At 59.1% G+C, this 26453-nt stretch carries 24 protein-coding genes; 11 read left to right on the forward strand and 13 right to left on the reverse strand.

Features of this window, described 5'->3' with window-relative positions; genetic code table 11:
• Positions 1-24 precede the first annotated feature (24 nt).
• From panC to dksA, 9 genes are all read right to left on the reverse strand, one after another.
• The gene (panC, locus tag AC07OG_RS15515; RefSeq protein WP_495067413.1) at positions 25-885 is read right to left on the reverse strand and encodes a pantoate--beta-alanine ligase; all 861 of its coding nucleotides are present in this window, start codon (positions 883-885) and stop codon (positions 25-27) included.
• Complete coding sequence (gene panB, locus AC07OG_RS15520; RefSeq protein ID WP_060543373.1) at positions 882-1682, reverse strand: 3-methyl-2-oxobutanoate hydroxymethyltransferase; 801 nt, start codon at positions 1680-1682, stop codon at positions 882-884. The genes panC and panB overlap by 4 nt, the downstream gene beginning before the upstream one ends.
• A gap of 434 nt (positions 1683-2116) precedes the next feature.
• Positions 2117-2602 carry a 2-amino-4-hydroxy-6-hydroxymethyldihydropteridine diphosphokinase gene (folK, locus tag AC07OG_RS15525; protein WP_495067414.1) on the reverse strand — a complete coding sequence of 162 codons (486 nt, stop codon included), beginning with the start codon at positions 2600-2602 and terminating at the stop codon, positions 2117-2119.
• 3 nt (positions 2603-2605) lie between these two features.
• Positions 2606-4006: a polynucleotide adenylyltransferase PcnB gene (locus AC07OG_RS15530; RefSeq protein ID WP_060543375.1), complete on the reverse strand. Its 1401-nt coding sequence runs from the start codon at positions 4004-4006 to the stop codon at positions 2606-2608.
• A gap of 812 nt (positions 4007-4818) precedes the next feature.
• A complete protein-coding gene (locus AC07OG_RS15535; RefSeq protein ID WP_060543376.1) occupies positions 4819-6258 on the reverse strand; it encodes a sigma-54-dependent transcriptional regulator in 1440 nt (479 codons plus the stop codon).
• A gap of 22 nt (positions 6259-6280) precedes the next feature.
• Entirely contained in the window at positions 6281-9235 is a 2955-nt protein-coding gene (locus tag AC07OG_RS15540) for a sensor histidine kinase (RefSeq protein WP_495067415.1), read from the reverse strand.
• Positions 9219-9395, reverse strand: a complete 177-nt coding sequence (locus tag AC07OG_RS15545) for a hypothetical protein (RefSeq protein ID WP_003176118.1) — start codon at positions 9393-9395, stop codon at positions 9219-9221. The genes AC07OG_RS15540 and AC07OG_RS15545 overlap by 17 nt, the downstream gene beginning before the upstream one ends.
• Before the next feature lie 77 nt (positions 9396-9472).
• A complete protein-coding gene (gluQRS, locus tag AC07OG_RS15550; RefSeq protein WP_177336995.1) occupies positions 9473-10357 on the reverse strand; it encodes a tRNA glutamyl-Q(34) synthetase GluQRS in 885 nt (294 codons plus the stop codon).
• A 207-nt stretch (positions 10358-10564) separates the two neighbouring features.
• The gene (dksA, locus tag AC07OG_RS15555; protein WP_060543379.1) at positions 10565-11008 is read right to left on the reverse strand and encodes an RNA polymerase-binding protein DksA; all 444 of its coding nucleotides are present in this window, start codon (positions 11006-11008) and stop codon (positions 10565-10567) included.
• A 330-nt stretch (positions 11009-11338) separates the two neighbouring features.
• Between dksA and AC07OG_RS15560 the strand changes: the two genes are divergently transcribed.
• Together AC07OG_RS15560 and sfsA are read left to right on the forward strand one after the other, a co-directional pair.
• Positions 11339-12511 carry a pyridoxal phosphate-dependent aminotransferase gene (locus AC07OG_RS15560; protein WP_495067416.1) on the forward strand — a complete coding sequence of 391 codons (1173 nt, stop codon included), beginning with the start codon at positions 11339-11341 and terminating at the stop codon, positions 12509-12511.
• Positions 12511-13224, forward strand: coding sequence for a DNA/RNA nuclease SfsA (gene sfsA / locus AC07OG_RS15565; protein WP_495067417.1), 714 nt, complete (start codon positions 12511-12513; stop codon positions 13222-13224). The genes AC07OG_RS15560 and sfsA overlap by 1 nt, the downstream gene beginning before the upstream one ends.
• Here sfsA and AC07OG_RS15570 read toward each other — a convergent pair.
• The 4 genes from AC07OG_RS15570 to AC07OG_RS15585 all read right to left on the reverse strand — a co-directional run bounded on the left by AC07OG_RS15570 (position 13221) and on the right by AC07OG_RS15585 (position 16368).
• Positions 13221-13538, reverse strand: coding sequence for a Rieske (2Fe-2S) protein (locus tag AC07OG_RS15570; RefSeq protein WP_495067418.1), 318 nt, complete (start codon positions 13536-13538; stop codon positions 13221-13223). The genes sfsA and AC07OG_RS15570 overlap by 4 nt on opposite strands.
• Positions 13539-13860: 322 nt before the next feature.
• Positions 13861-14133 carry a TfoX/Sxy family protein gene (locus AC07OG_RS15575; RefSeq protein WP_007971093.1) on the reverse strand — a complete coding sequence of 91 codons (273 nt, stop codon included), beginning with the start codon at positions 14131-14133 and terminating at the stop codon, positions 13861-13863.
• Positions 14134-14377: 244 nt separating this feature from the next.
• On the reverse strand, positions 14378-14722 hold the full coding sequence (locus AC07OG_RS15580) for a pentapeptide repeat-containing protein (RefSeq protein ID WP_060543383.1): 345 nt from the start codon (positions 14720-14722) through the stop codon (positions 14378-14380).
• An 89-nt stretch (positions 14723-14811) separates the two neighbouring features.
• Entirely contained in the window at positions 14812-16368 is a 1557-nt protein-coding gene (locus tag AC07OG_RS15585) for a bifunctional aminoglycoside phosphotransferase/ATP-binding protein (RefSeq protein WP_060543384.1), read from the reverse strand.
• A gap of 116 nt (positions 16369-16484) precedes the next feature.
• On the opposite strand from AC07OG_RS15585, the gene mrcB reads away from it, so the two are divergent.
• The 9 genes from mrcB (at position 16485) to msrQ (ending at position 26369) form a co-directional block, all read left to right on the forward strand.
• Positions 16485-18809, forward strand: a complete 2325-nt coding sequence (gene mrcB, locus AC07OG_RS15590) for a penicillin-binding protein 1B (RefSeq protein ID WP_495067419.1) — start codon at positions 16485-16487, stop codon at positions 18807-18809.
• A 16-nt stretch (positions 18810-18825) separates the two neighbouring features.
• A complete protein-coding gene (locus tag AC07OG_RS15595; protein WP_495067420.1) occupies positions 18826-19575 on the forward strand; it encodes a tetratricopeptide repeat protein in 750 nt (249 codons plus the stop codon).
• Complete coding sequence (locus tag AC07OG_RS15600; RefSeq protein ID WP_495067421.1) at positions 19575-19910, forward strand: YqcC family protein; 336 nt, start codon at positions 19575-19577, stop codon at positions 19908-19910. The genes AC07OG_RS15595 and AC07OG_RS15600 overlap by 1 nt, the downstream gene beginning before the upstream one ends.
• Positions 19911-20397: 487 nt before the next feature.
• Positions 20398-22122 (forward strand): acetolactate synthase 3 large subunit, encoded by a 1725-nt coding sequence (locus tag AC07OG_RS15605; RefSeq protein WP_060543405.1) that lies wholly within the window; start codon positions 20398-20400, stop codon positions 22120-22122.
• A gap of 2 nt (positions 22123-22124) precedes the next feature.
• Complete coding sequence (gene ilvN / locus AC07OG_RS15610) at positions 22125-22616, forward strand: acetolactate synthase small subunit (RefSeq protein WP_060543388.1); 492 nt, start codon at positions 22125-22127, stop codon at positions 22614-22616.
• A 45-nt stretch (positions 22617-22661) separates the two neighbouring features.
• On the forward strand, positions 22662-23678 hold the full coding sequence (ilvC, locus tag AC07OG_RS15615; RefSeq protein WP_007909969.1) for a ketol-acid reductoisomerase: 1017 nt from the start codon (positions 22662-22664) through the stop codon (positions 23676-23678).
• A 144-nt stretch (positions 23679-23822) separates the two neighbouring features.
• Positions 23823-24677 carry a CDP-diacylglycerol--serine O-phosphatidyltransferase gene (gene pssA, locus AC07OG_RS15620; protein WP_060543389.1) on the forward strand — a complete coding sequence of 285 codons (855 nt, stop codon included), beginning with the start codon at positions 23823-23825 and terminating at the stop codon, positions 24675-24677.
• Between the two features lie 58 nt (positions 24678-24735).
• On the forward strand, positions 24736-25749 hold the full coding sequence (gene msrP / locus AC07OG_RS15625; RefSeq protein WP_495067422.1) for a protein-methionine-sulfoxide reductase catalytic subunit MsrP: 1014 nt from the start codon (positions 24736-24738) through the stop codon (positions 25747-25749).
• Positions 25749-26369: a protein-methionine-sulfoxide reductase heme-binding subunit MsrQ gene (gene msrQ, locus AC07OG_RS15630; RefSeq protein ID WP_495067423.1), complete on the forward strand. Its 621-nt coding sequence runs from the start codon at positions 25749-25751 to the stop codon at positions 26367-26369. Before msrP ends, msrQ begins: the two co-directional genes overlap by 1 nt.
• Positions 26370-26453: the final 84 nt, after the last annotated feature.

Consider the following 26453-nt stretch of genomic DNA (forward strand, 5'->3'; position numbering starts at 1 on the left):
GCTCCCACAGAGGGGGGGCGATATTCAGGCTGGCATATCCAGGTTCAGATGCAGGTTGTCGATCAACCGTGTCGTGCCCAGGAACGCCGCGACCAGAATTACCAGGTCGCGATCTTGTGCAACCGCCGGGCGCAGGGTCAGTGCGTGGCGAATTTCCAGGTAGTCCGGGCGCAACCCAGCCGCTTCGAGCTGTTTGACTTGCGCATCGATCAGGGCCGGATAGTCGCGCTCGCCTTGCTTGATCGCATCGCTGATGTTGCTCAGTGTGCGATAAACGATTGGCGCCACGGCTCGCTGTTCTTCATTGAGGAAGCCGTTGCGTGACGAAAGTGCCAGGCCATCGGCGGCACGCACAGTCGGCTCGCCGATGATCTGCACCGGCATGTTCAGGTCCTGCACCAGCGCACGGATCACCGCCAGTTGCTGGAAGTCCTTCTCGCCGAAAATCGCCAGGTCTGGTTGAACCATGTTGAATAGCTTGCTGACCACCGTTGCCACGCCTTCGAAGTGCCCCGGACGGCTTGCACCGCACAGGCCTTCGGAAAGTTGCGGGACACTGACGCGGGTCTGGCCGGTCATGCCTTCGGGATAGACTTCTTCAACGCTCGGGGCGAACAACAGATGGCAGCCGGCCTGGAGCAGTTTTTCCTGGTCGGCGGCGAGGGTGCGCGGGTATTTGTCGAGGTCTTCACCCGCGCCGAACTGCAGCGGGTTGACGAAAATGCTCGCCACAACGAAGTCCGCCCGTTGCGAGGCTTTGGTGACCAGCGCCACATGGCCGCTGTGCAGGTTGCCCATGGTCGGCACCAACGCGATGCGCTTGCCTTCACTGCGGGCGCGGGCCACTGCGGCCCGCAATTCGCGTACGGTTTTTACGGTGTTCATGCAGAGAATCCGTGTTCGATTCCAGGGAAGGTCGCCGCTTTGACTTCGGTGACGTAGGCACGCAAGGCCGCATCAATGCTGGTTTGGCCGGTCATGAAGTTCTTCACGAATTTTGGCACCCGACCAGTAATGGACAGGCCCAGCATGTCGTGCAGGACCAAAACCTGGCCGTCGGTGCGGTGGCCAGCGCCGATACCGATCACCGGGATGTTTACCGCCTGGGTGATCTCTTCGGCCAACTCGCTCGGCACGCATTCGAGCAGCAGCATCGCCGCACCCGCCTGCTCCAGGGAAATGGCATCGGCACGCATTTGCCGCGCCTGGTTCTCATTGCGACCCTGAACCTTGTAGCCGCCGAGAATGTTGACCGATTGCGGCGTCAGGCCCATGTGCGCACACACCGGGATACCGCGCTCGGCCAGCAGGCGGATCGAGTCGGCCAGCCACAATGCACCTTCTACCTTGACCATGTGCGCCCCGGCCTGCATCAACAGCGCGCTGTTGTTCATGGCTTGTTCAGTGGTCGCATAGGCCATGAACGGCAGGTCGGCGAGGATCAACGCATCGCTGTTACCGCGCTTGACGGCGGCCACGTGGTAAGCCATGTCCGCGGTGGTGACGGGCAGGGTGCTGTCGTGGCCCTGCAATACCATGCCGAGGGAGTCGCCCACCAGCAGCACTTCGACGCCAGCCTGGTTGCAGGCATGGGCGAAGGTTGCGTCATAGCAGGTCAGCATGGTGATTTTTTCACCTTTTTGCTTCAGACCTTGCAGGGTGGTCAGGGTGATGGCTGGCATGAAAAAGTTCCTCATTCAGGCGCTGTGAAAACTACTGCGAGTAACGCGCGTGATTCTTCGTGTAATACAGGCGCACGTTTTGTTTCGTGCTTTTAAGACCTGGATTGCGCCCTTAAACGCCATGTAGGCGGCAGCGGGACGCCTATAGTCGTGAGGAGAACGTGGGAAGTCAATTGCGTGTGTTACCGCGTTGTTACGGGTGCGGTGTTACCGCGGGGACTGATGCGATTCAGCACGATCGTGCAGCAATGGCAATGTGGGGGTGAGCTTGGTGGGGGCTTTTGTGGTCAGGTGACTTTTGTGGCGAGGGGGCTTGCCCCCGTTGGACTGCTCAGCAGGCCCATTTTTTTGGGGCCGCTGCGCGACCCAGCGGGGGCAAGTCCCCTCGCCACAAAAGCCCCTTACCACAGGGATTTGTTCCAGCAGGGATTGGGTCAGGCTTGGGGCAAGCGTTCCAGGCCGACGAACGGGCACGCAGCGAGCAGTTCACGCAGGCAGCGGCCATCAGCCAGGCGCAGATCCGCAGGCGCCAGTTCGGCCAGTGGATAAAGCACGAATGCTCGTTCCTGCATGTGATAGTGCGGAACCTTGAGGCGCGGTTCGTCGATCACCCGGTCACCGAACAGCAAAATATCGAGGTCCAGGGTGCGTGGCCCCCAGCGCTCCAGCCGCTCGCGGCCCTGGCCGTTCTCGATGGCCTGCAAGGCATCCAGCAACGCCAGAGGAACGAGTGTGCTGTCCAGGGCGGCCACCGCGTTGGTGTAACGCGGTTGGCCGGGAAGCAGCGAGTCACTTTGATAAAAAGCGGAAACCCCGGCCAGCTTCGATTGCGGTAGTTGCGTCAGCGCCTCGATGGCGCTGCGTAACTGTTCGGCAGGCTCAGCCAGATTGCTGCCCATGCCGATGTATATGCGTTCCATGGGTTATTCGCCCGTGGCACTCGAAGCACCGGCGGCGCGCTTGCGCTTGGAGCCGCTGCTGCGACGACGTTTGCGCGGGGCGCCGGTGCCGTCATCCTTGCCGCTGAGGTCGCGGATCATGTCGCGACGTTCGCTTTCGTTGGCGTCCTGATAGTCCGTCCACCACTCGCCCAGGCCGTCGGTCTGCTCGCCCGCGCTTTCGCGCAGCAGCAGGAAGTCGTAGCCGGCGCGGAAGCGCGGGTTGTCCAGCAGCAGGTCGGCGCGCTTGCCACTGCGTCGCGGCAGGCGTTCCTGCATGTCCCAAATCTCGCGAATGGGCATGGTGAAACGCTTGGGAATCGCAATGCGCTGGCACTGCTCGGCGATCAGTTCGTGGGCTGCTTCCTGCATCGCTGGAATCGGCGGCATGCCACGTTCCTGCAAACGCAGAACGCGTGCCGGCAGGGCGGGCCAGAGCAGCGCTGCGAACAGGAACGCCGGGGTTACCGGTTTGTTCTGCTTGATGCGCAGGTCTGTGTTGCTCAAGGCTTCGCTGATCAGCGTGTGGGTGTAGGTCGGGTTGTATTCCAGTGCTTCGGCGCTGGCCGGGAACAGTGGATCGAACAATTGCAGGTCGACCAGCATCTCAAAGGTGTCAGCGGCATGGCCGGACAGGAACAGCTTGAGCACTTCTTCGAAAAGACGGGCTGACGGAATGTCACGCAGGGTCGGTGCCAGATCGCGGATCGGCAGGGCGCTGTGTTTTTCGATGCCGAAATTGAGCTTGGCGGCGAAGCGCACGGCTCGCAGCATCCGCACCGGGTCTTCCTGGTAACGCTGCTTCGGATCGCCGATCAAACGGATCAGGTGATTGCGGATGTCGTGTACGCCGTTGGCGTAATCGAGGATGCGCTCGCTGACCGGATCGTAATACAAGGCGTTGATGGTGAAGTCGCGACGTTGCGCGTCTTCTTCCAGGGTGCCATAGACGTTATCGCGCAAGATGCGCCCGCTTTCGTTGCGCGAAGACTGGTTGCTGTCTTCATCGTCTTCATTTTGCGGGTGATTGGCGCGGAAAGTCGCGACTTCGATGATTTCGCGGCCAAAGTGGATGTGCACCAGCTTGAAGCGGCGACCGATGATCCGCGCGTTGCGGAATTCGGCCCGTACCTGCTCGGGGGTAGCACTGGTGGCGACGTCGAAATCTTTCGGTGTAATACCCAGCAGCATGTCGCGCACGCAGCCGCCAACCAGGTAAGCCTGATAACCGGCGCCCTGCAGGCGTTCAACGATATTCACCGCGTAACGGCTGAATTGGCCCTTTTGCAGCGAGTGTTGACCGCTGTTGAGCACTTCAGGCGTGCTGCGAATGTGTTGCACAGGACGCTTGGGGGAACGGAATGACTGGAACAGCTTCTTCAGCATGGGATGCACTGTTTGAAGGAATATTCGGCCATAACAGAAGAATGACCGCATGATGGGCGGGGATTCTAGCATTTAGTCGGGGGATGGTGTAGGACGACGCAAATTGACCTTGTAGGAGCGAGCACGCTCGCGAGGGTGGTCAACGATAACGCGGGGTGTCAGGTGGCCAACGGCGTCAGTAGGTTTTTCGCGAGCATGCTCGTTCCTGCAGGTACAGGGTTTGTCATTCGAGCCGCCAAATCGCAGAAACTACAAGGGGAGCCGAAGCTCCCCAAGAAGTAGTTGCATGCTCTATTTTTATTTTTGGTTTCGGGCTTCTTGTTTTTGTTGAGTGCCCACGTCATGAAGCTTCCTTCATGACCCTCCCAATCGGGAGTCAAGAGCAAACGGATTGCTTTGGTCGCTGAGTTGCAGTGATCTTGCGATCCAACCAGTACAGGCTCTGTCTAATGACAGTTTTTTGTTGTTCTCGGCCTGGTCGTGGGGCTAGCCCCAAATACAACGCCTCTCCAAAAGAATCAGTTAGCTGCGCCTCTCGCCGTCTTGTTTTTATTGTGCGTGAGTCGATTCGTCTTATTTTTATTGTCTTGTGCATTGCTTGTTATTGTTCTTGTACCAAACATATAGCAGGGTGCGTGCCAACTTTTGCAAGGCCCAGTAAAACAAGGGTTTAGGCCGCTTGGGAAGGTTCTTGCAGGCGAAAAAAAGCCGGGGCTTCGTTACCGTAAGCCCCGGCTTCTGTTACGTGGAAAACCTCAGGTAACAGTTTTTTCACAAATTCATGTGTTACCCGCACATGAGACAGCTACGGTTCAGCTCTCGCTGGTAACCCCGGTCTTGCGTCGTGGTATGCCAAGGCGCTGGCGGCGTTCCCACAGGCATTTGCGACTGACCCCGAGCTTGCGAGCCAGCTCGGTCTCGGTCATGTGGTCCTGATGTTCGAGAACGAAATGCTGGAAATAGTCTTCCAGGGACAGGTCTTCGGTCGGCTCGTGGTTGGTGTTGCCGGTATTGCCGTTCCCCTGCTGCGGCGGCAGACCGATGAATTCGTCGTCTTCCAGATCTGCAAGCTCGATGTCGATGCCCAGCAGCTCGGCGGAAATCTCCGGGCTCTCACACAGGATGACGGCGCGCTCGACGGCGTTTTCCAGTTCTCGAACGTTACCCGGCCATGAGTAGTGGCGAATGGCTTGTTCCGCATCCGCCGCGAACTTCAGATCGGTGCGGTTGATCCGTGCGCTTTGCCGCGCGAGGAAGGCGTTGGCGATTTCATTGACGTCAGCACCCCGTTCGCGCAGCGCGGGCAACTTCAACGCAATGACGTGAAGACGGTAATAAAGGTCTTCGCGGAACTGACCGATTTTCGCCAGGCTCTTGAGATCGCGGTGAGTCGCGGCGATCAGGCGCACATCGACTTTCTGCGACTGCACCGAGCCTACCCGACGAATTTCGCCTTCCTGCAATACGCGCAGCAGGCGAGCCTGGGCTTCCAGGGGCAGTTCGCCGATTTCGTCGAGGAACAAGGTGCCGCCGTCCGCCGCTTCGACCAGGCCGGCGCGTCCGGCGCTGGCGCCGGTGAATGCGCCTTTTTCATGGCCGAACAGTTCGGACTCGATCAGGCTTTCAGGAATGGCGGCGCAGTTCACCGAAATCATCGGTGCCTTGGCGCGTTTGGACAGGTTGTGCAGGGCGCGCGCCACCAGCTCTTTACCGGTGCCGGATTCGCCCTGGATCAGCACATTGGAATCGGTCGGCGCGACTTTGCGGATCTTGCTGTACAGGTCCTGCATCGGTGGGCAGGAACCGATAATGCCGATTTCACCGTTGCTGTTGTCGGTAGCCGATTTCGCCGCGCCATTGGCGGCCTTGCCGGTTGCCGGCTCGCCACCGGCTTGCACCGATTGCCGGTCGCGCAGGATTCGCGCGGCGGCCTGGAGCATTTCGTCGTGGTCGAAGGGTTTGGCGATGTAGTCCACCGCGCCCATCTTCATCGAGTCTACCGCCGAGCGCAGGCTGGCGTAGCTGGTCATGATCAGCACCGGCGTGCCCTGAGCGAGTTTGATCAGTTCGGTGCCAGGGGCGCCGGGCAGGCGCAGGTCGCTGACGATCAGATCGAATGAGGGAATGGTGAAGCGTTCTTGTGCTTCCTGCACGGAACCGGCTTCGCTGACCTGGTACTGGTTGCGTTCCAGCAGGCGGCGCAAGGCGGAGCGGATAATGGTTTCGTCTTCGACGATCAAAATGTGCGGCATTGATTCGATTCTCTCGACGGTCTCAGTTCACAGCGGACGTCGCTTCGACATGACGCGGCAATGTCACCCGGATACGGGTGCCGCGTTGGCTCTGTGCATCAGCCGGGCTGTCGATGGTGATTTGTCCATAATGCTCTTCAACGATGGAATAGACCAGTGCAAGGCCCAGACCGGTGCCTTCGCCAGGGTCCTTGGTGGTGAAGAAAGGTTCGAACAATCTATCCATGATGCTCGACGGAATACCGCTGCCTTCGTCCTCCACGATCAGATCGACCGTGTGTTCGCCGGCTTCGCTCTTGACGCGCACCGCGCTGCCCGGAGGCGAGGCGTCGCGAGCGTTCGAGAGCAGGTTGATCAACACCTGGGCCAACCGCTGCGGGTCGCCTTCAACCCAGTGGTCGGGGTCGCACAGGTTGTAGAACTGCACTTCGAAATTGCGTCGGTTCAGGGCCAGCAGGCCAATGGCGTCCTGGGCCACTTCCGCCAGACAGACGGGCTCGTCACTGTGCTGATGGCTGCCGGCATGGGCAAAGCTCATCAGCGACTGGACGATGCGCGACACGCGTTTGGTCTGCTCGAGGATCTGGCCGCTGATTTCCTTCAACTCGCCGTCTTCCTCGCGCTCTTCGCGCAGGTTCTGCGCCAGGCAGGCGATACCGGTGATCGGGTTGCCGATTTCATGGGCTACACCCGCCGCCAGTCGGCCGATGCTGGCCAGGCGCTCGGAGTGCACCAGCTTGTCTTCGAGCATCTGGGTTTCGGTGAGGTCTTCCACCAGCAGCACCAGGCCACTGTTGCCCGGAGCCAGGGGTTCATCGATCGCCGCTTTGTGCAGGTTGAGCCAGCGGGTCTGGCCATCGAGGGCCAGGTGCTGTTTGTGCAAGTGCTCGTCCGGCAGGTTGATAAAGCCTTGCAGCAGTTCTTTCCACGGATCGGCAATGGTGCTCAGGCGCGAGCCGACCACACGCTGTGCGGCAATCCCGGTGAGTTCCTCCATGGCCTTGTTCCACATGAGGATTTCCTGGTCCTTGGCCAACGAGCAAACGCCCATTGGCAACTCCTGCAGCGTTTGACGGTGATAGCGACGCAAGGCGTCGAGTTCAGCGGCCAGGCCGGTCAGGCGAGAGTGATAGTCCTCAAGGCGACTTTCAATAAAGTGGATGTCTTCGGTGACATAGTTTTCACCGCCGGCCTTGTACGGCAAGAAGGTCTCGACCATGTCCTGGGCCACGCTCGGCCCCATCAGGCCGGAGAGGTTGGCTTCGATGCGGTCACGCAGGCGGCGCAAGGCATACGGGCGGCGCTCGTCGAAGGGCAGGTAGAGGTCGCGCAGGGCCTGTTCGACTTCCTTCTGCGCCGCTTTGGCGCCCAATGGTTTTGCCAGTTGCGTGGCGAATTCCTGGGGAGAGGCGGCGTGCAGTTCGCGGCGTTGCGGGCGGCGCACGTTGTCCACGGCACAGGCTTCGGCGGCGCTGGCCTCTTCAGTGCTGGCGTTGGTGAAGAGCGAGATCAGGGTGAACATCAGTACGTTGGCAGCCAGCGATGCGATGGCTGCCATGTGCCAACTGGTGTCGTCCAGGACGTAGATCATGTTCAGCAGCGGAATATAGAAACCCTGAAGGTTGCCGACCAGCGGCAGCAGCATGGTCACGATCCACACCAGGATCCCCGCCAGCAACCCGGCGATGAAGCCGCGACGGTTGGCAGTCGGCCAGTACAGTACCGAGAGCACGCCCGGCAGGAACTGCAGTGTGGCGACGAAGGCAACGATGCCGAGGTTGGCCAGATCCTGCTCGGCGCCCAGCAGCAGATAGAAGCCATAGCCGGCCATGATGATTGCGACAATCAGCGCTCGGCGAGTCCACTTCAGCCAGCGGTAGATGTTGCCTTCGGCCGGTGGTTGATACAGCGGCAGCACCAGGTGGTTGAGAGCCATGCCGGACAGGGCCAGGGTGGTGACGATGATCAGGCCGCTGGCGGCGGACAGCCCACCAATGTAGGCCAGCAGCGTCAAGGCCTTGCTGTTGGCGGCAATGCCAATGCCCAAGGTGAAATATTCGGGATTGGTCGTTGCTCCGAGTTTCAGTCCGGCCCAGAGAATCAGCGGCACGGCCAGGCTCATCAGCAACAGAAACAGCGGCAAGCCCCAGCTCGCGCTGACCAGCGAGCGCGGGTTGAGGTTTTCGGTAAAGGTCATGTGATACATGTGCGGCATCACGATCGCCGAGGCGAAGAACACCAGCAGCAGCGTGCGCCATGGGCCTTCCTGCAAGGGGGTATGCAGGGCGGCGAGGGCGGTCTGGTTCTGCAGCAGCCACAGTTCAAGCTGTTGCGGGCCGTCGAATACCCCGTACAAGGCATACAGGCCGACGCCGCCCAGGGCAATTAGCTTGATCACCGATTCGAAGGCAATCGCGAACACCAGGCCTTCATGCTTTTCGCGGGTGGCGATGTGTCGGGAACCGAAGAAAATCGTGAACAGTGTGATCAGTGCGCAGAAACTCAGGGCCACGCGATGCTGCACCGGCTCGCGGGTCAGGATGCCGATGGAGTCGGCGACCGCCTGGATCTGCAAGGCCAGCAGTGGCAACACGCCGACCAGCATGAAAATCGTGGTCAGGGCACCGGCCCAGGTGCTGCGGAAGCGGAAGGCAAACAGATCCGCCAGGGACGACAACTGATAAGTGCGGGTGATCTTCAGGATCGGATAGAGCAGCACCGGCGCCAGCAGAAAGGCTCCGGAGACGCCCAGATAGCTGGATAGAAAGCCGTAGCCGTACTGATAGGCCAATCCGACCGTGCCGTAAAACGCCCATGCGCTGGCGTAGACCCCGAGTGACAGGGTGTAGGTCAGCGGGTGGCGAATGATCGCCCGGGGGATCATGCCCCGTTCGCTGATCCAGGCCACGCCGAACAGTACCGCCAGGTACGCGGCGCTGATCAGGATCATCTGGGTCAGGCTAAAGCTCATCGGCATCTTTTTGGCTCTGCAGGATGAAGGTCACGACGATCAGAATCAGCCAGAGCAGATAGGGGCGATACCAGGCGCCTGTGGCGTCGATCCACCAATCCATGATGGCTGGGGAAAACAGGTAGATCCCCACTACCAAAAGCAGGACCAAGCGATAGATGTACATCCCGGCCTCTCTTTTTTATGCGCGTGCCCGAAAACGAGCGGCGATGGTAACGGATGGGCGCACGACTGCAAGTGTGATCACAGCAGCTGTGCCTCCGGCAGGCTCAGTGTGCGCGGGATCAGCAGCGCATCCCAGTGGGCAATCCCCCAACTCAGCACTTCCCGTGGCGTGGCGTAAGCCAGTTCGGTTCCCGGATGTTGCCCCAGTGCGCGTAGCGCTCGCAGCAACAAAGGTGTTGCCTGATCTTCGTTTAGCGGTGGAGAACGGTAGGATTTTCCGAGTTTGTTGCCGTCCGGCTGGGTAATCAGCGGGATATGCAGATAGCGCGGCGGCGGCAGGCCGAGCAACTCCTGGAGATAAAGCTGACGGGGTGTGGAATCCAGTAAGTCGGCACCCCGTACGATGTCGGTGATGCCTTGCCAGGCATCGTCCAGTACCACTGCCAATTGATAGGCATATAGCCCGTCGCGCCGACGAATCACGAAATCGCCGACTTCCCGACCCAAATGCTGGCGGTATTCGCCTTGTACCCGATCGATGAAGTGATATTCGAGTTCGGGTACCCGTACGCGAATAGCCGCATCGTCGGGACCGTGACCGGCATTGCGGCACAGTCCCGGGTAGATGCCGTGATACGGCTCCAGTTGTTTGCGCGAACAGGTGCAGGCGTAGGCCAGGCCATGGTTGAACAGGCGATTGAGGACTTCGGCGTAGGCATCATGACGCTCGCTTTGCCGAACCAGCTCGCCATCCCATTCGAACCCATAGCTTTCCAGCGCCTTGAGGATCGCAGCCTGGGCACCAGGCTCTTCACGGGGTGGATCGAGGTCCTCCATGCGCATCAGCCAGCGGCCACCCACTGCGCGCGCATCCAGGTACGAGGCGAGCGCTGCGACCAGCGAGCCGAAATGCAGATGGCCACTGGGCGTGGGGGCGAAACGCCCGATGTAGGGAGAGGCGATGGCAGTCATGAGGGCGATGTTACTTGTATGGGGTGGCACGAACCACCTGTGGAGCGGGCTGCTCGCGAAGAGGGTGTGTCAGCAACATGTATGTCGACTGATACTCCTCATTCGCGAGCAAGCCCGCTCCCACAGGTTTCTTGCCGAAGCAAATGTCAGAAACAAAAACGGAGCGTCAAAACGCTCCGTTCCTGGTTCAAGCCGCTATTACTTGCCGACTTGTTTTTCCTTGATTTCCGCAAGGGTCTTGCAGTCGACGCACATGTCGGCGGTAGGGCGGGCTTCCAGACGCTTGACGCCGATCTCGACGCCGCAGGATTCGCACCAGCCATACTCTTCGTCTTCGATCAGTTGCAGCGTTTTGTCGATCTTCTTGATCAACTTGCGCTCACGATCGCGGGCTCTCAGTTCGAGGGCGAACTCTTCTTCCTGGCTGGCACGGTCTGCCGGATCCGGGAAGTTGGCCGCTTCGTCCTTCATGTGGTCAACGGTACGGTCGACTTCCTGCATCAAGTCCTGCTTCCACTTGTTCAGGACCTTGGTGAAGTGCGCGCGCATGGGCTTGCCCATGTATTCCTCGCCCGCTACTTCTTTGTAGGGTTCGAAGCCGCTGATTGTCGGCTGATGCTGCTGCTTTGCTTGGGTGGGCATGAAATGGACCGCCTCTACTCTTGTAATCCATCTGCGCAGGACTGCTCTACCGACACCTGCCGGCCCTGCGGCTGCAAGCGGGCGAACTTACCAGATCAAATCGGACCGCGCCACTCCCTGATGTCAAGCGCGTGGCCCAAGGTGCTTGCAAATGATGACAAAGCGTTGTCTGGTGGCTCTGGAGCCCTGCTCAATAATTGATTTTAGTCAAACCTGGGGCGCCCGTCAGAGTCGTTTGCGCCCGCGGTTATAAGGGCTCTGACCGCTTTAAGTTCTCGCTCGTTCCTGTGCTTGGGTAGAATCGTTCTTTTTCCCGTTGAAGGAAGGCCAATGGCTCAGTCCTACAGTGCCCGCAGTCGCGCAATCGAACCTTTCCACGTCATGGCGCTGCTGGCGCGGGCCAACGAATTGCAGGCGGCCGGCCACGATGTGATCCACCTGGAAATCGGCGAGCCGGATTTCACCACTGCCGAGCCGATCATTCAGGCGGGGCAGGCGGCTTTGACGGCGGGGAAAACTCGTTACACCGCAGCCCGCGGCATTCCCGAGCTGCGAGAGGCCATTTCCGGTTTCTATCAGCAGCGCTACGGGTTGAATATCGATCCACGACGCATCCTGATCACGCCTGGCGGATCAGGCGCCCTCCTGTTGGCCAGCGCCTTGCTGGTGGATCCGGGCAAGCACTGGCTGCTGGCGGATCCGGGTTACCCTTGTAACCGGCACTTCCTGCGCCTGGTGGAAGGCGCCGCGCAGCTTGTTCCAGTGGGCCCGGAGGTGCGCTACCAACTGACCCCTGGCCTGGTCGAGCGGCATTGGGATCACGACAGCGTCGGTGCATTGGTGGCGTCGCCTGCCAACCCGACCGGCACCATCCTGACCCGCGACGAGTTGGCGGGGCTGTCTACTGCAATCAAGCAGCGACACGGCCATCTTGTGGTGGATGAGATTTATCACGGCCTGACTTACGGCACCGATGCAGCCAGCGTGCTGGAAGTCGATGACAGCGCTTTCGTGCTTAATAGTTTTTCGAAATATTTCGGCATGACGGGTTGGCGTCTCGGCTGGCTGGTTGCACCCGATGCTGCCGTCGGTGAGCTGGAGAAGCTAGCGCAGAATCTGTATATCAGTGCGCCAAGCATGGCCCAGTACGCGGCCCTGGCCTGTTTCGAGCCCGGGACCATCAGCATTCTCGAAGAGCGTCGCGCCGAGTTCGGAAGGCGTCGGGATTTCCTGCTGCCAGCCTTGCGTGAATTGGGTTTTCGCATTGCCGTCGAGCCTGAAGGGGCGTTCTACTTGTACGCTGATATCAGCCAGTTCGGCGGTGATGCCTTCGCGTTCTGCAAACATTTCCTCGAAACAGAGCACGTGGCGTTCACCCCGGGGCTGGATTTCGGCCGCTATCAGGCCGGCCATCATGTGCGATTCGCCTACACGCAGAACCTTGAGCGTTTGCAGGAAGCGGTGGAGCGCATCGCTCGCGGTTTGCGGAGCTGGCAAGGCTGATGCGTTTTCATCCTGCACTCGAAGAAGGCCGACTAATTCGTCGTTACAAGCGTTTTCTCGCCGATATCGAGACTGTTAGCGGCGAGTTGCTGACCATTCACTGTCCAAACACCGGCTCGATGCTCAATTGCCAGGTCGAGGGCGGTCAGGTCTGGTTCAGTCGCTCCAACGATCCTAAACGCAAGTTGCCGGGCACTTGGGAGATCGGTGAAACCCCTCAAGGGCGGCTGTTTTGTGTGAACACCACGCGCGCCAACGGCTTGATCGAAGAAGCTCTGCGGGCCGGTGTCATCACCGAACTCAATGGTTTTACCGGGCTCAAGCGTGAAGTGGCATACGGTCAGGAAAGCAGCCGCATCGATTTTCGACTCGACTATCCTGGTGGCCCGGCCTATGTCGAAGTCAAAAGCGTCACCCTGGGTTTTGATGGCACGACGGTGGCGGCCTTTCCTGATGCGGTGACTCAGCGCGGGGCCAAGCATCTGCGCGAGTTGGCACACCTGGCCCGAGACGGTATTCGTGCAGTTCAGCTGTATTGTGTATGCCTGACCGGAGTCGATGCCGTGCGCCCTGCGCAAGAAATCGATGCGGCCTACGCGCAGGCGTTGCGCGAGGCAGTGGCTTGCGGAGTCGAAGTGTTGGCTTACGGTGTGCGCTTGAGCCACGAAGAAATGGTGGTAGAACGGCGTCTTGACGTGTTGCTGGGTGGCTAGAGGCTGACCCAGATCCCCTGTTCGTCTTCGCGGCAGGGGATGCTGGCCAGAGATTGCCCGGCACATGGGCCGGCGATACATTCGCCGTCCTCGATCAGGAACAGGGCGCCATGGGTGGCGCACTGGATCAGGCTCTGGCTGTCGTCGAGAAACCGGTCCGGATGCCATTCCAGCGCAACGCCACGGTGGGGGCAGCGGTTGACGTAGACATAAACCTGTCCTTCCCGGCGCACTGCAAACAGTTTCTGTCCTTCGACTTCGAAACCGCGACTGCTGTCGTCAGCCAGCTCGGCACCTGCACAAAGCAACTTCATGTCTATCCTCTGTCCCGCCAGCCTGTCCGGTAGTGGCGGTGGAAAACCTGAGATTATCAAATGGCCTTTATCCTGGGGCAATCCCACATTTTCCACAGGCAAAAAAAGACCCGGCAAGAGCCGGGTCAAATAACCGTGATTAGCCTGATGAGGAGATAATCTGAGAGTCCGAACCAAGGGCAATTCAGAAAATCGACCAGTCTCGCGACCAGTTGTGATAATCATATCGATTCTCATTACCATGTCAACCGCTGTTTTTCTGTTTCTTTCATTTGGTCGTTTTCGACGCCTCGAATGTCGTAATCATTGCCTTGGAGTTGGCTCAATTCTTGTGGCGTGACGAAATGGCCTCGAGCTGCTTGTTCAGGGCTTCCTTGCGTTCGGCAGGAATATCGTTCCAGTGTACGTCCATGAGGGCGCCTTCAATTGCATACAGCAACACCTTTGACGCGCGAAAACCGCGCGTGCGCACGGCCCGGTAAGCGTCCACCGCTCCCAGGCGACGCAAGTCCGAGGCGCTATGAATGCCCACGGCATGCAGCCATTGCGCCGACGTCTTGCCAAGATTCTTCAGGTGTTGCAGTTCATCATTCATCGAGCCTCCTTGCGATGGCCGAATAGTGCGCGAGGGCAGTATTGAGGAGTGTAGCCATCAGTAGGAAAAGCGTTATCGTTTGGTCGTTTTCGACGCAAACGCTTCTAAGGAGGGAATTTTGGAGAGAGCTCGATGAGGCGCGAACGTGGCCGGAACCAGCGCCTGGAAACGGCGTTCGTGAGAGAAGAAAACTCATGGTCCGGCGCGCAGAAAAGGCGCCGGACTGTCCAGTTTGCGGACTGTTTCAGCGTGTGCGGTAACGCAGTCGTGTGCCGAAATTCATCGACATCAGGATCTCGTCGGCACTCAGTTCCGGCGGAAAGTAGGTTCCGGAAATTTGCGCATGGGCCAGGCTGGCACCTTCCAGTCTGGCTTTGCGAAAGTCGATGCCACGCAAGTCGGCAGAGCGGAAGTAGGCGTCCGAAAAGTCTACGCCATCGGCATTCAATTCCCGCAGATCCAGCCCACGGAAGTCCCCTCCCACCATATCGATAGACTCATTGAGCGGGCGCTCGCTATTGAAGCCGCTGATGTCGTCTTTGTGCAGCAGCGCATAAAGCGGGGTGTCGAGAAGTTTGGGCTGGCTCATGTCGCATCACCTGATGGTTTTATGACGCCAGTATAGTGCCACTATTTGGCGGCCGTGAAGCCAGCGAGGGCTTCACGACCGAAATAGTTTTACAAGCCTGGAAGGCGTTGACGGATTTGCGCGACAACGGTATCCAGAGTCCCGCTTTCATTGGTCTGAACGCGTTTGCTGCAGAGGATTTCTGCTGGCGTCAGTGCTTCGCGGCTGGCTTGTTGGGCAGCGATAACCGCCAGGGTGGCATCCGAAGGGTCTTTTTTATCGGACTGGCGCAAGGCCAGCCAGCTTTCGATGACTGCCTGCGGTGCGTTGCAGTCGAGGATCAGGAACGGCGCGCCTGTGGCTTCGGCAACTTTTGCCGCGAGCACGCGTTGATCCTGCTTGAGGTAGGTAGCGTCGATCACCACCGGGAAACCTGCCCGCAGAATGACATCGGCAATTTCATGCAGGCGGGTATAGGTGGCGACACTGGCGTCGGCACTATAGATGCCGGCCTGCAGATCGTTGGCTACGGTTTGTTCGCCAAACATGCGTTTACGCTCGACATCGGAGCGCAGGCGAATGGCGCCCAAGGCTTCCACCAGGCGCATGGCCACGTGGCTTTTGCCGACGGCGGAAACACCGTGGGTAATGGCCATGAAGCGCGAAGGTATGGTGCTGTAGCTTTCCGCCAGGTTGGCGTAGTTGCGGTACTGACGCAGGGTGGTTGCGCGCTGCACGGCGGTGGCGTCCGCCGGCATGCTGAACAGCGCGACCTTGGCGCGGACCAGCGCGCGGTAAGCCTTGTAGAAATTCAGCAGTTCGAGGCCCTGGTAGTCGCCGGTCAGCTCCAGGTACTGGCTGATGAAGCGCCGTGCCAGGCATTTCAGGCCGCGGTCTTCCAGGTCCATTGCCAGGAAGCCGGTGTCGGCATAGACGTCGGTAAAGCGGAACGGTTCGTTGAATTCGATGCAGTCGAAGATCACAACCTTGCCGTCGATCACGGTCGCGTTGCCGAGGTGGATGTCGCCGTGGCACTCGCGGATGAAACCATCGGCCTTACGCTGGGCGAACAGTGGCTTGAGGCGTTCGAAGCTGCTCTCGGCCCAGGCCTGCAGGGCATCGAGTTGCAGCAAATCGGCCTTGTCACTGAGGAACGGGCGAATCTGTTCGAAGTTCTGGCGCACCGGTGCCATCACGCTGTCCGGGGTGCCGGCCTCGTGCTCGGCCGGAACTTTCGGGGCGCTGAGGTGGAAGCGGGCGATCTGCTCGGCCATCTCGTCGATGTGCGCAGGGGTCAATTCGCCATTGGCTTGCAGGGTGCTGAGCAATCCGGTCTGCGGGAACTGGCGCATTTTCAGCACATATTCGATAACCGGGCCGTCACCGCCCAGTTGCGGCGCTTCGGCACTGCCGGTGACCGGCATAACTTCCAGATACAAATCGTCGGTCAGGCGCTGGTTCAGGCGCAGCTCTTCACCGCAGAATTTTTCCCGAGCCTGGAGGCTGGTGAAGTCGAGGAAGCCGAAGTTGACCGGCTTCTTCACTTTATAGGCAAAAGGGCCGGTGAGCAGGACCCAGGAAATATGGGTCTCGATGACCTGGAACCCATCTACAGGGTGCGGGTAGAGGGCAGGGTTTTGCAGGGCAGCGATCAGGGACTGGCTCACGGGCGATCCTTCAGAGTCTGGGAAATTCGAGGTCGCCATTATGGCCGCAAGTCCGCTCGACGCAAACCTCGGAGCGCTCCTGTTGACTAGCCATAAAGTGCGTATAATCCGCCGCCATGACTCGTACTCGAACTCCCCGCACCCCCAAAAAACCACCCTCCAGAGGCCTGAGCCCCTGGTTAGGCTGGGCCATTAAACTCAGTCTGGTCGGCCTTGTCGTGCTGGCCGGATTCGCCGTGTACCTCGACGCGATCGTCCAGGAGAAGTTCTCCGGCAAGCGCTGGACCATTCCGGCCAAGGTGTATGCGCGCCCGCTGGAACTGTTCGTCGGGCAGAAACTGAGCAAGGACGATTTCCTGACCGAGCTGGATGCCTTGGGCTATCGCCGTGAAAGTGTGGCCAACGGCCCGGGCGCCGCTGCAGTCAATGGCAATACCGTCGACCTTAATACCCGCGGCTTCCAGTTCTATGAAGGCATGGAGCAGGCGCAGCCGGTGCGGGTGCGGTTCTCCGGTGACTACGTCGCCGAACTGTCGGCGACCAGCGGCTCGAAACTGTCGGTTGTGCGCCTGGAGCCGCTGCTGATCGGCGGTCTGTATCCGAAAAACCTCGAAGACCGGATTCTGATCAAGATCGATCAGGTGCCACCGTATTTGCTCGAAACCCTGGTGGCTGTCGAGGATCGGGATTTCTATCATCATTTTGGTGTTTCGCCGAAGTCGATTGCCCGGGCGATCTGGGTCAATGGCTCGTCGGGCCGTATGCGCCAGGGCGGCAGTACCCTGACTCAGCAGCTGGTGAAAAACTTCTACCTGACCAATGAGCGCAGCCTGAGCCGAAAGCTCACCGAAGCCATGATGGCGCTGCTGCTTGAGTTGCATTACGACAAACGCGAAATCCTTGAGGCGTACCTCAATGAAGTGTTCGTCGGTCAGGACGGTCAGCGTGCGGTGCACGGTTTCGGCCTGGCCAGCCAGTTCTTCTTCAGTCAGCCGTTGGCTGAACTCAAGCTGCATCAAGTGGCTCTGCTGGTGGGGATGGTCAAGGGGCCATCTTCCTATAACCCGCGGCGCTATCCGGAGCGTGCCCTCGAGCGGCGCAACCTGGTGCTCGATGTGTTGCAGGAGCAGGGCGTGGCTACGGCTGAGCAAGTCGAGGCGGCGAAGAAGATGCCGCTGGGCGTGACCAAGCGCGGCAGTCTTGCCGACAGCTCATTCCCGGGCTTCCTCGATCTGGTCAAGCGTCAGCTGCGCGAAGACTATCGCGACGAAGACTTGACCGAAGAAGGCCTGCGCATCTTCACCAGCTTCGACCCGATCCTGCAGATGAAGGCCGAAGCTTCGGTCAACGACACCTTTAAACGCCTGGCGGGGCGCAAGGGCTCTGAAGACGTCGAAGCGGCGATGGTCGTGACCAATCCGGAAACCGGTGAAGTTCAGGCCATGATCGGCAGTCGTCAGGCCAGCTTTGCCGGGTTCAACCGCGCGCTGGACGCGGTACGCCCCATCGGCTCGCTGATCAAGCCGGCGGTATACCTGACCGCACTCGAGAAGCCCAGCCAGTACACCTTGACCAGTTGGTTGTCGGACGAATCCTTCTCGGTCAAAGGGGCGGACGGTCAGGTCTGGAAACCGCAGAACTACGATCGCCGCTCTCACGGCACAGTCTTCCTTTATCAAGGGCTGGCGCATTCCTACAATCTGTCGACCGCGCGTCTGGGTCTGGCGGTGGGCGTTCCGAATGTTCTCAAGACCCTGGCGCGTCTGGGTGTGAGCCGTGAGTTCCCGGCATTCCCGTCGATGTTGCTCGGCGCCGGTGGCATGACCCCGATCGAAGTCGCGACCATGTACCAGACGCTTGCCAACGGTGGCTTCAACACACCGATGCGCGGGATTCGCAGCGTACTGACGGCAGAAGGCGAGCCGCTCAAGCGTTATCCGTTCCAGATTCAGCAGCGTTTTGATCCAGCGTCCATCTACCTGATCCAGAGCGCCATGCAGCGTGTCATGCGTGAGGGTACCGGCAGCTCGGTTTACAACGTGTTACCGAAAACCTTGACCCTGGCGGGCAAGACCGGCACCAGTAATGATTCGCGGGACAGCTGGTTTGCGGGCTTCAGCCAGGATTTGCTGGCGGTGGTCTGGCTGGGTCGTGATGACAACGGCAAGACGCCATTCACCGGTGCGACCGGTGCGTTGCAGGTCTGGGCCAGTTTCATGCGCAAGGCCGATCCGCTGCCGCTGGACATGCCGCAACCGGATAACATCGTCCAGGCTTGGGTCGATTCGCGTACCGGGCAGGGTTCTGACGCCGGCTGCCCAGGTGCTGTGCAGATGCCGTATATTCGCGGCAGCGAACCGCCTCCCGGTGCCGCTTGCGCTGGCGAAGGCCCGGCATCGGGCGAATCGGTGATGGATTGGGTCAAAGGCTGGATGAATTAAGCAAAGAGGGTTTCAAGTGAACAAGTGGTTGATTCCAGCGGTTGTCGCCGTAGCTTTGCTCAGCGGTTGCTCCACCGTACAACGTGGCTCGATTCCGGTTGTGGACGCCGGCACTGCCGTTTCCAACAGCGAGCGGATTTCGGCGAACGGCGGCTTCCGGCAAACGACGGTCAAGCGGCCTGCGCAAGCTCAGGTTCAAGAAATTCCGCAGGGTGATAGCGGAGTCGTCGTAATGGTTCCGGGGGCGGGCGCCATGACCTCGACCCCGATCAGCACGACCCCGATTACCCCGGGGCCGGTCAGTTCCGGCCCGATCACGCCAGGGCCGATTGATACGACTTCGGGGCAGTCGGCACCGATCAACCAGGGCAGTTACAGCATGCCGTCGACGCCAAGCGGGATTCCGTCGGCCAGTTCCGGCGGCCTGTCTGCGGACGAGCAACTGGATGGCCCGGTGTTGGCGCTGTTGACCACGGCGCAGCAGCAACAGGCCAGCGGTGACCTCAACGGTGCCTCCTCCAGCCTCGAGCGCGCCCAGCGTGTTGCACCTCGCGAGCCACAGGTTCTGTACAAGCTTGCGCAGGTGCGGATGGCCCAGGGCGATGCGGCGCAGGCAGAGCAGTTTGCCCAGCGCGGCCTGACCCTGGCCAACGGTCGGCCGGCACTCCAGGCCAGCCTGTGGGATCTGATCGCCCAGGCACGGGAAAAACAGGGTGACTCTGCGGGCGCTGCACAGGCTCGGCAGAAAGCCAAGGTTTCACTGTGATGGATGCGCGCTTTCCCCGGATAGCCGACCAACTGCTGTTGATCGAGCGTGAACTGCGGGTGCAAGGCTGGTGGGATGAAGTCCCTCCATCGGCCCAAGCGCTATCGAGTGTCGAGCCGTTCTCGGTCGACACCCTGGAGTTCGAGCAGTGGCTGCAATGGATCTTCCTGCCGCGCATGAAGGCGATCCTCGAACAGGACTTGCCGCTGCCCAACGCTTCGGGCATTCAGGAAATGGCGGAAATGGTCTTTGCTTCGCGCAATGTGCAGGGCAGGGATCGCCAACTTCAGGTGTTGCTCAAAGAGTTCGATCAATTGATCAGCGCCGCCCGCTGAAACCGTAAAAGTCAGATAGTCCCTAGGGTTGTGGGCTGGCGGTCAGGTAGCGACCGCCAAGTCTGTGATGCAGAAGTGCGTTCGCGTGCCAATTTTCTGCCAAAACTTGCGCAATTGAAGCTAAGACCGCTGGGCTTTACGGGTTTTTTCTTGCGTTCTCATATGTTTAGCAGAATAAAGCACATAGACGACTTGACTTGCAGGGGACGAAACAGAAGAATCCAAAGTCCGCTGTAGAGGGACTGCCAGAAGCAGGCCCACTCGGCAGATCATGAGGCGCACACCCGCGCCGACCTGTTACACCCGCAACGCGTTACCTCGCGCTGGGTGGGAAAGGCCCGCAACACTTGGGACGATCCCAATACTTGCTCAGTCAGTGCTGACGTAGTCGGCGACCACCGTCGCTCATGCTCTGCTGGGAAGTAAACCTATTAAGACCCGTTCCATTTTTCGTGGGCGGTATTCTGGCGTTTTAGAGGTGAGCAACGTGGAGCTTTTATCTGGCGGTGAGATGCTCGTCCGCTTTTTGCGCGACGAAGGCGTCAAATATATCTACGGGTACCCGGGTGGTGCTCTTCTTCATGTTTACGATGCCCTGTTCAAAGAACCGGAAGTGACCCACATCCTGGTTCGTCACGAGCAAGCGGCTACCCATATGGCTGACGGCTATGCCCGTGCCACCGGTAAAGCCGGCGTGGTATTGGTGACATCCGGTCCAGGCGCCACAAACGCCATTACCGGTATCGCCACTGCCTATATGGACTCGATTCCAATGGTGGTCATCTCCGGTCAGGTGCCAAGCACCATGGTCGGCACAGATGCATTCCAGGAAACCGACATGATCGGTATTTCCCGGCCGATCGTGAAGCACAGCTTCATGATCAAGCACGCGTCGGAAATCCCTGAAGTCATGAAGAAGGCTTTCTACCTGGCGCAATCCGGTCGTCCGGGCCCAGTCGTTGTCGATATCCCGAAAGACATGACCAACCCGGCCGAGAAGTTCGAATACATCTTCCCGAAAAAAGCCAAGCTGCGCTCCTACAGCCCGGCTGTACGCGGTCACTCCGGCCAGATCCGCAAGGCGGCAGAAATGCTCCTGGCGGCCAAGCGTCCTGTGTTGTACGCGGGCGGCGGCGTGATCCTCGGCGGTGGTTCCGCACCACTGACCGAACTGGCGAAAATGCTTAACCTGCCAGTGACCAATACCCTGATGGGGCTGGGTGCCTACCCTGGCACCGACCGTCAGTTCATCGGCATGCTCGGCATGCACGGCAGCTACACCGCCAACCTGGCGATGCACCATGCCGATGTGATCCTTGCAGTCGGCGCGCGCTTTGACGATCGCGTGATCAACGGTCCGGCCAAGTTCTGTCCGAACGCCAAGATCATCCACATCGACATCGACCCGGCTTCGATCTCCAAGACCATCAAGGCCGATGTGCCTATCGTTGGTCCGGTTGAGAGCGTCCTGACCGAGATGGTCGCGATCCTCAAGGAAATCGGCGAGACCCCGAACAAGGAGTCCGTTGCCAGCTGGTGGAAGCAGGTCGACGAGTGGCGCGGTGATCGTGGCCTGTTCCCTTATGACAAGGGCGACGGCAGCAAGATCAAGCCACAAACGGTCATCGAAACCCTGTGCGAAGTGACCAAGGGCGACGCCTTTGTAACTTCCGATGTGGGCCAGCACCAGATGTTCGCGGCGCAGTACTACCGTTTCAACAAACCGAACCGCTGGATCAACTCCGGGGGGCTGGGCACCATGGGCTTCGGTTTGCCGGCGGCCATGGGTATTGCGTTGAGCTTTCCGGAGGCCGACGTCGCCTGTGTTACGGGCGAAGGCAGCATCCAGATGAACATCCAGGAGCTGTCGACCTGTCTGCAATACGGTTTGCCGGTAAAAATCGTCATCCTCAACAACGGTGTGCTGGGTATGGTTCGCCAGTGGCAGGATATGAGCTACGGCAGCCGTCACTCGCATTCCTACATGGAATCGTTGCCTGACTTCGTCAAGCTGGCAGAGGCCTACGGCCACGTCGGCGTACGCATCACCGAGTCCAAGGACTTGAAGTCGAAGATGGAAGAGGCGTTCGCCATGAAGGATCGCCTGGTCGTGATCGATATTTCGGTCGACACCAGCGAGCACGTCTATCCGATGCAGATCAAAGACGGCTCCATGCGCGATATGTGGCTGAGCAAGACGGAGCGTACCTAATCATGCGGCACATTATTTCCTTGCTTCTGGAAAACGAACCCGGTGCTCTGTCCCGTGTGGTTGGTCTGTTCTCGCAGCGCAACTACAACATCGAAAGCCTGACCGTGGCCCCTACCGAAGACCCGACCCTGTCGCGTCTGACGCTGACCACTGTCGGCCACGATGAAGTGATCGAGCAGATCACCAAGAACCTGAACAAACTGATCGAAGTGGTAAAACTGGTCGACCTGTCGGAGAGTGCTCACATCGAGCGCGAGCTGATGCTGGTCAAGGTCAAGGCCACCGGCGCCCAGCGCGCCGAGATCAAGCGCACCACCGATATTTATCGTGGACAGATCGTCGATGTCAGCGCCAGCGTGTATACCGTTCAACTGACCGGTACCAGCGACAAGCTCGACAGCTTCCTTCAGTCCATCGGCACTGCCTCGATACTGGAAACCGTCCGTAGTGGCGTGACCGGGATTGCTCGCGGCGACAAAGTACTCAGCATCTAAACCAAATTAGCGAATGGCCTGAACGGCCTGATATAGGGGAAATTCATGAAAGTTTTCTACGATAAAGACTGCGACCTGTCGATCATCCAGGGCAAGAAAGTTGCCATCATCGGCTACGGTTCCCAAGGTCACGCTCAAGCGTGCAACCTGAAAGACTCCGGCGTTGACGTGACTGTTGGCCTGCGTAAAGGCTCGGCCACCGTTGCCAAGGCTGAAGCCCATGGCCTGAAAGTGACTGACGTTGCTTCCGCTGTAGCGGCTGCCGACCTGGTCATGATTCTGACCCCGGACGAGTTCCAGTCTTCCCTGTACAAGAACGAAATCGAGCCAAACATCAAGAAGGGCGCTACCCTGGCCTTCTCCCACGGTTTCGCGATTCACTACAACCAGGTTGTGCCGCGCGCTGACCTCGACGTGATCATGATCGCGCCGAAAGCTCCAGGCCACACCGTACGTTCCGAATTCGTGAAGGGCGGCGGTATCCCTGACCTGATCGCTATCTACCAGGACGCCTCGGGCAACGCCAAAAACGTTGCACTGTCCTACGCCGCCGGCGTTGGCGGTGGTCGTACCGGTATCATCGAAACCACCTTCAAGGACGAGACCGAAACCGACCTGTTCGGCGAGCAAGCCGTTCTGTGCGGCGGTACCGTTGAACTGGTCAAAGCCGGTTTCGAAACCCTGGTTGAAGCTGGCTACGCGCCAGAAATGGCCTACTTCGAATGCCTGCACGAACTGAAGTTGATCGTTGACCTCATGTACGAAGGCGGTATCGCCAACATGAACTACTCGATCTCCAACAACGCCGAATACGGCGAGTACGTGACCGGCCCGGAAGTGATCAACGCCGAATCCCGTCAGGCCATGCGCAACGCCCTGAAACGTATTCAGGACGGCGAGTACGCCAAGATGTTCATCAGCGAAGGCGCCACCGGCTATCCTTCGATGACCGCCAAGCGTCGTAACAACGCCGCTCACGGTATCGAAGTCATCGGCGAGCAACTGCGCTCCATGATGCCGTGGATCGGTGCCAACAAGATCGTCGACAAAGCCAAAAACTAAGTCACGCCCTTGTACGAAGAACGCGGCTAAGGCCGCGTTTTTTCGTTTGCGGGGCGCTTCTGGTATAAAGCTGCATCGTTTGCGGTCGAACCGTCGTCCCCAGACACCAGTCCAAACTTTCCACCCCGTTGCAAGGTAATGTCCATGAGCGAACGTCCCGAAGAGCCAAACCAGGCTTCTGACGCCGAAAGCCTCCTGCCCGTCGATGAGCATATCGAGGAAGGGCACGACGCTGAAGGTCGTAAAGTCCGGCATCGTGGTATCTATCTTCTGCCGAATCTGTTCACCACTGCGAACCTGTTCGCAGGGTTTTACTCCATCATCAACTCGATGAGTGCACAGGCAGCCCTGAGCGCCGGTGACTCGGTCAATGCGAGCAAGTATTTTGCATTCGCCGCCATCGCTATTTTCGTGGCAATGGTGCTCGACGGCCTCGATGGTCGCGTTGCACGCATGACCAATACCCAGAGTGCCTTCGGTGCCGAGTACGACTCGCTGTCGGACATGGTTGCCTTTGGTGTGGCGCCGGCATTGCTGGCGTTCGGTTGGGCCCTGGGCGACATGGGCAAGGTCGGCTGGATGGTCGCCTTCATTTATGTGGCTGGCGCGGCATTGCGTCTGGCGCGTTTCAACACTCAGGTCGGTACCGCGGACAAGCGCTACTTCATCGGCCTTGCCAGCCCGGCAGCTGCCGGTGTGGTGGCGGGCATTGTCTGGGCGTTCAGTGATTACGGCATCCAGGGCTCTAAAATGTCCTTCCTCGTGGCGCTGATGGTAGCTGCGGCCGGCATGCTGATGGTCAGCAACATCAAGTACAACAGCTTCAAGGAGCTGGATCTGAAAGGTCGCGTGCCGTTCGTGGCCATACTTGCCGTGGTGCTGGTATTCGCGGTGGTGTTCAGCGATCCGCCACGCATCCTGTTGCTGGTGTTTCTCGCCTACGCTGCCTCAGGCCCGGTTCAATACCTGTTACGTCTGCGCCGGCACAAAAACCTGTAATTTCCCTCATACTCCGCAGTCTATTGGTGCATCTGTTCTCCAAAACTGCGGAGTAGCCATGCTGATCAAAGTCCCCAAAGCGTCCGACTGCCATGAGTCGGACGTCACGCCTGAATCCTTCTATCTTTCTCGTCGCCATCTATTAGGTGCAGCCGTTGCCGGTCTGGCAGCAAGCGGTTTGCCGCGCTGGGCCGGTGCAGATGAAGCAGTCCGTTATGCAGACGTCGAACCTGGTAACGCGCCTTCCTGGTTCACCGAAAAACTTCCAGCAACCAGGTGGGGGGCGGTCAACGTCAAGGACGAGGCGATCACGCCATTCAAAGATGCTACCCACTACAACAACTTTTATGAGTTCGGCGCCGACAAAGGTGACCCGGCGGCGAACGCCGGAGCGCTGAAGACGCAGCCATGGACAGTGGTAGTGGATGGGGAGGTTGGCAAGCCTGGGCGCTATGCACTTGAAGACTTCATGAAACCCTATCAGTTGGAGGAGCGGATTTATCGTCTGCGCTGCGTGGAGGCCTGGTCGATGGTTATTCCATGGATAGGTTTCCCCATCTCGGCGTTGCTCAAGGAAGTCGAACCAACCTCAAAAGCCCGGTTCATTCGTTTCGAAACCCTGCAGGACCCCAAGAGCATGCCGGGGCAGCGGTCCGGGTTTGCCCTGATCGACTGGCCTTACGTAGAAGGGCTGCGCCTGGATGAGGCGATGAATCCGCTGGCGATTCTGGCGGTGGGGATGTACGGGCGGGAGTTGCCTAATCAGAACGGCGCGCCGCTGCGTTTGGTGGTGCCATGGAAGTACGGCTTCAAGAGTATCAAGTCCATTGTGCGAATCAGCCTGGTCAGCGAACAGCCGAAAACCACCTGGCAAAGTATCGCCGCGGATGAATACGGTTTTTATGCGAATGTGAACCCTGCGGTTGACCATCCGCGCTGGACCCAGGCCCGTGAGCGACGTCTGCCCAGTGGGCTGTTCAAGCCAAATGTGCGAGACACGCAGATGTTCAATGGCTATGCCGAGGAAGTCGCCTCTCTATATACAGGGCTCGATCTGCGGAAGAACTACTGATGCGATATCCGCTTTGGCGTATGGGGGTATTCGTTGCTGCACTGGTCTGGCCGTTGCTTTGGTTGTATCAGGCTTGGGACGATGTGCTTGGGCCTGATCCGGGCAAGGTATTGGTTGACCGGTTGGGGTTGGGGACGCTTGTCCTTCTTCTCATTACATTGAGCATGACGCCACTGCAGAAACTCACGGGTTGGGCAGGGTGGATCTCTGTCCGCCGGCAGCTGGGGTTATGGTGTTTTGCCTATGTGGTCATGCACTTGAGCGCCTATATGGCGTTTATCCTCGGTTTTGACTGGTCGCAGTTGGGTGTCGAATTGCGCAAGCGCCCTTACATTATTGTCGGAGTTCTGGGGTTTCTCTGTTTGTTGGCGTTGGCGGTGACGTCCAATCGATACAGTCAGCGCCGTTTGGGGTCTCGCTGGAAGAAGCTGCATCGCCTGGTTTATGTGGTTCTGGGCCTGGGGTTGCTGCATATGCTCTGGATTGTGCGGGCTGATCTGAAGGAGTGGGCGATTTATGCAGTTATAGGTGCGTTGCTGATCGCATTGCGAATACCGCCTGTGACCAAGCGAATTCCACGCCTGATGAGCAAAAAGGGCACTTCTGCCAAAAAAGCGTAATTAGTGGTTGACGGCAGATTCTGGAAGCCTATAATTCGCCCCACTTCCGGCGCAGTCGAAACGGAAAACTCCTTGGTAAACAAT

It is taken from the genome of Pseudomonas sp. GW821-FHT09H03 (genome assembly GCF_059415945.1).

Excerpts from the sequence above, each read along its gene's own strand:
- AC07OG_RS15560 (WP_495067416.1), top strand. The coding sequence starts at position 11,339 with ATGGCTCAGTCCTACAGTGCCCGCAGTCGCGCAATCGAACCTTTCCAC.
- AC07OG_RS15540 (WP_495067415.1), bottom strand. The coding sequence starts at position 9,235 with ATGCCGATGAGCTTTAGCCTGACCCAGATGATCCTGATCAGCGCCGCG.
- AC07OG_RS15545 (WP_003176118.1), bottom strand. The coding sequence starts at position 9,395 with ATGTACATCTATCGCTTGGTCCTGCTTTTGGTAGTGGGGATCTACCTG.
- mrcB (WP_495067419.1), top strand. The coding sequence starts at position 16,485 with ATGACTCGTACTCGAACTCCCCGCACCCCCAAAAAACCACCCTCCAGA.
- AC07OG_RS15535 (WP_060543376.1), bottom strand. The coding sequence starts at position 6,258 with ATGCCGCACATTTTGATCGTCGAAGACGAAACCATTATCCGCTCCGCC.
- dksA (WP_060543379.1), bottom strand. The coding sequence starts at position 11,008 with ATGCCCACCCAAGCAAAGCAGCAGCATCAGCCGACAATCAGCGGCTTC.
- folK (WP_495067414.1), bottom strand. The coding sequence starts at position 2,602 with ATGGAACGCATATACATCGGCATGGGCAGCAATCTGGCTGAGCCTGCC.
- pssA (WP_060543389.1), top strand. The coding sequence starts at position 23,823 with ATGAGCGAACGTCCCGAAGAGCCAAACCAGGCTTCTGACGCCGAAAGC.
- AC07OG_RS15575 (WP_007971093.1), bottom strand. The coding sequence starts at position 14,133 with ATGAATGATGAACTGCAACACCTGAAGAATCTTGGCAAGACGTCGGCG.
- sfsA (WP_495067417.1), top strand. The coding sequence starts at position 12,511 with ATGCGTTTTCATCCTGCACTCGAAGAAGGCCGACTAATTCGTCGTTAC.
- panC (WP_495067413.1), bottom strand. The coding sequence starts at position 885 with ATGAACACCGTAAAAACCGTACGCGAATTGCGGGCCGCAGTGGCCCGC.
- msrP (WP_495067422.1), top strand. The coding sequence starts at position 24,736 with ATGCTGATCAAAGTCCCCAAAGCGTCCGACTGCCATGAGTCGGACGTC.
- AC07OG_RS15530 (WP_060543375.1), bottom strand. The coding sequence starts at position 4,006 with ATGCTGAAGAAGCTGTTCCAGTCATTCCGTTCCCCCAAGCGTCCTGTG.
- ilvC (WP_007909969.1), top strand. The coding sequence starts at position 22,662 with ATGAAAGTTTTCTACGATAAAGACTGCGACCTGTCGATCATCCAGGGC.
- msrQ (WP_495067423.1), top strand. The coding sequence starts at position 25,749 with ATGCGATATCCGCTTTGGCGTATGGGGGTATTCGTTGCTGCACTGGTC.
- AC07OG_RS15570 (WP_495067418.1), bottom strand. The coding sequence starts at position 13,538 with ATGAAGTTGCTTTGTGCAGGTGCCGAGCTGGCTGACGACAGCAGTCGC.
- AC07OG_RS15580 (WP_060543383.1), bottom strand. The coding sequence starts at position 14,722 with ATGAGCCAGCCCAAACTTCTCGACACCCCGCTTTATGCGCTGCTGCAC.
- ilvN (WP_060543388.1), top strand. The coding sequence starts at position 22,125 with ATGCGGCACATTATTTCCTTGCTTCTGGAAAACGAACCCGGTGCTCTG.
- panB (WP_060543373.1), bottom strand. The coding sequence starts at position 1,682 with ATGCCAGCCATCACCCTGACCACCCTGCAAGGTCTGAAGCAAAAAGGT.
- AC07OG_RS15600 (WP_495067421.1), top strand. The coding sequence starts at position 19,575 with ATGGATGCGCGCTTTCCCCGGATAGCCGACCAACTGCTGTTGATCGAG.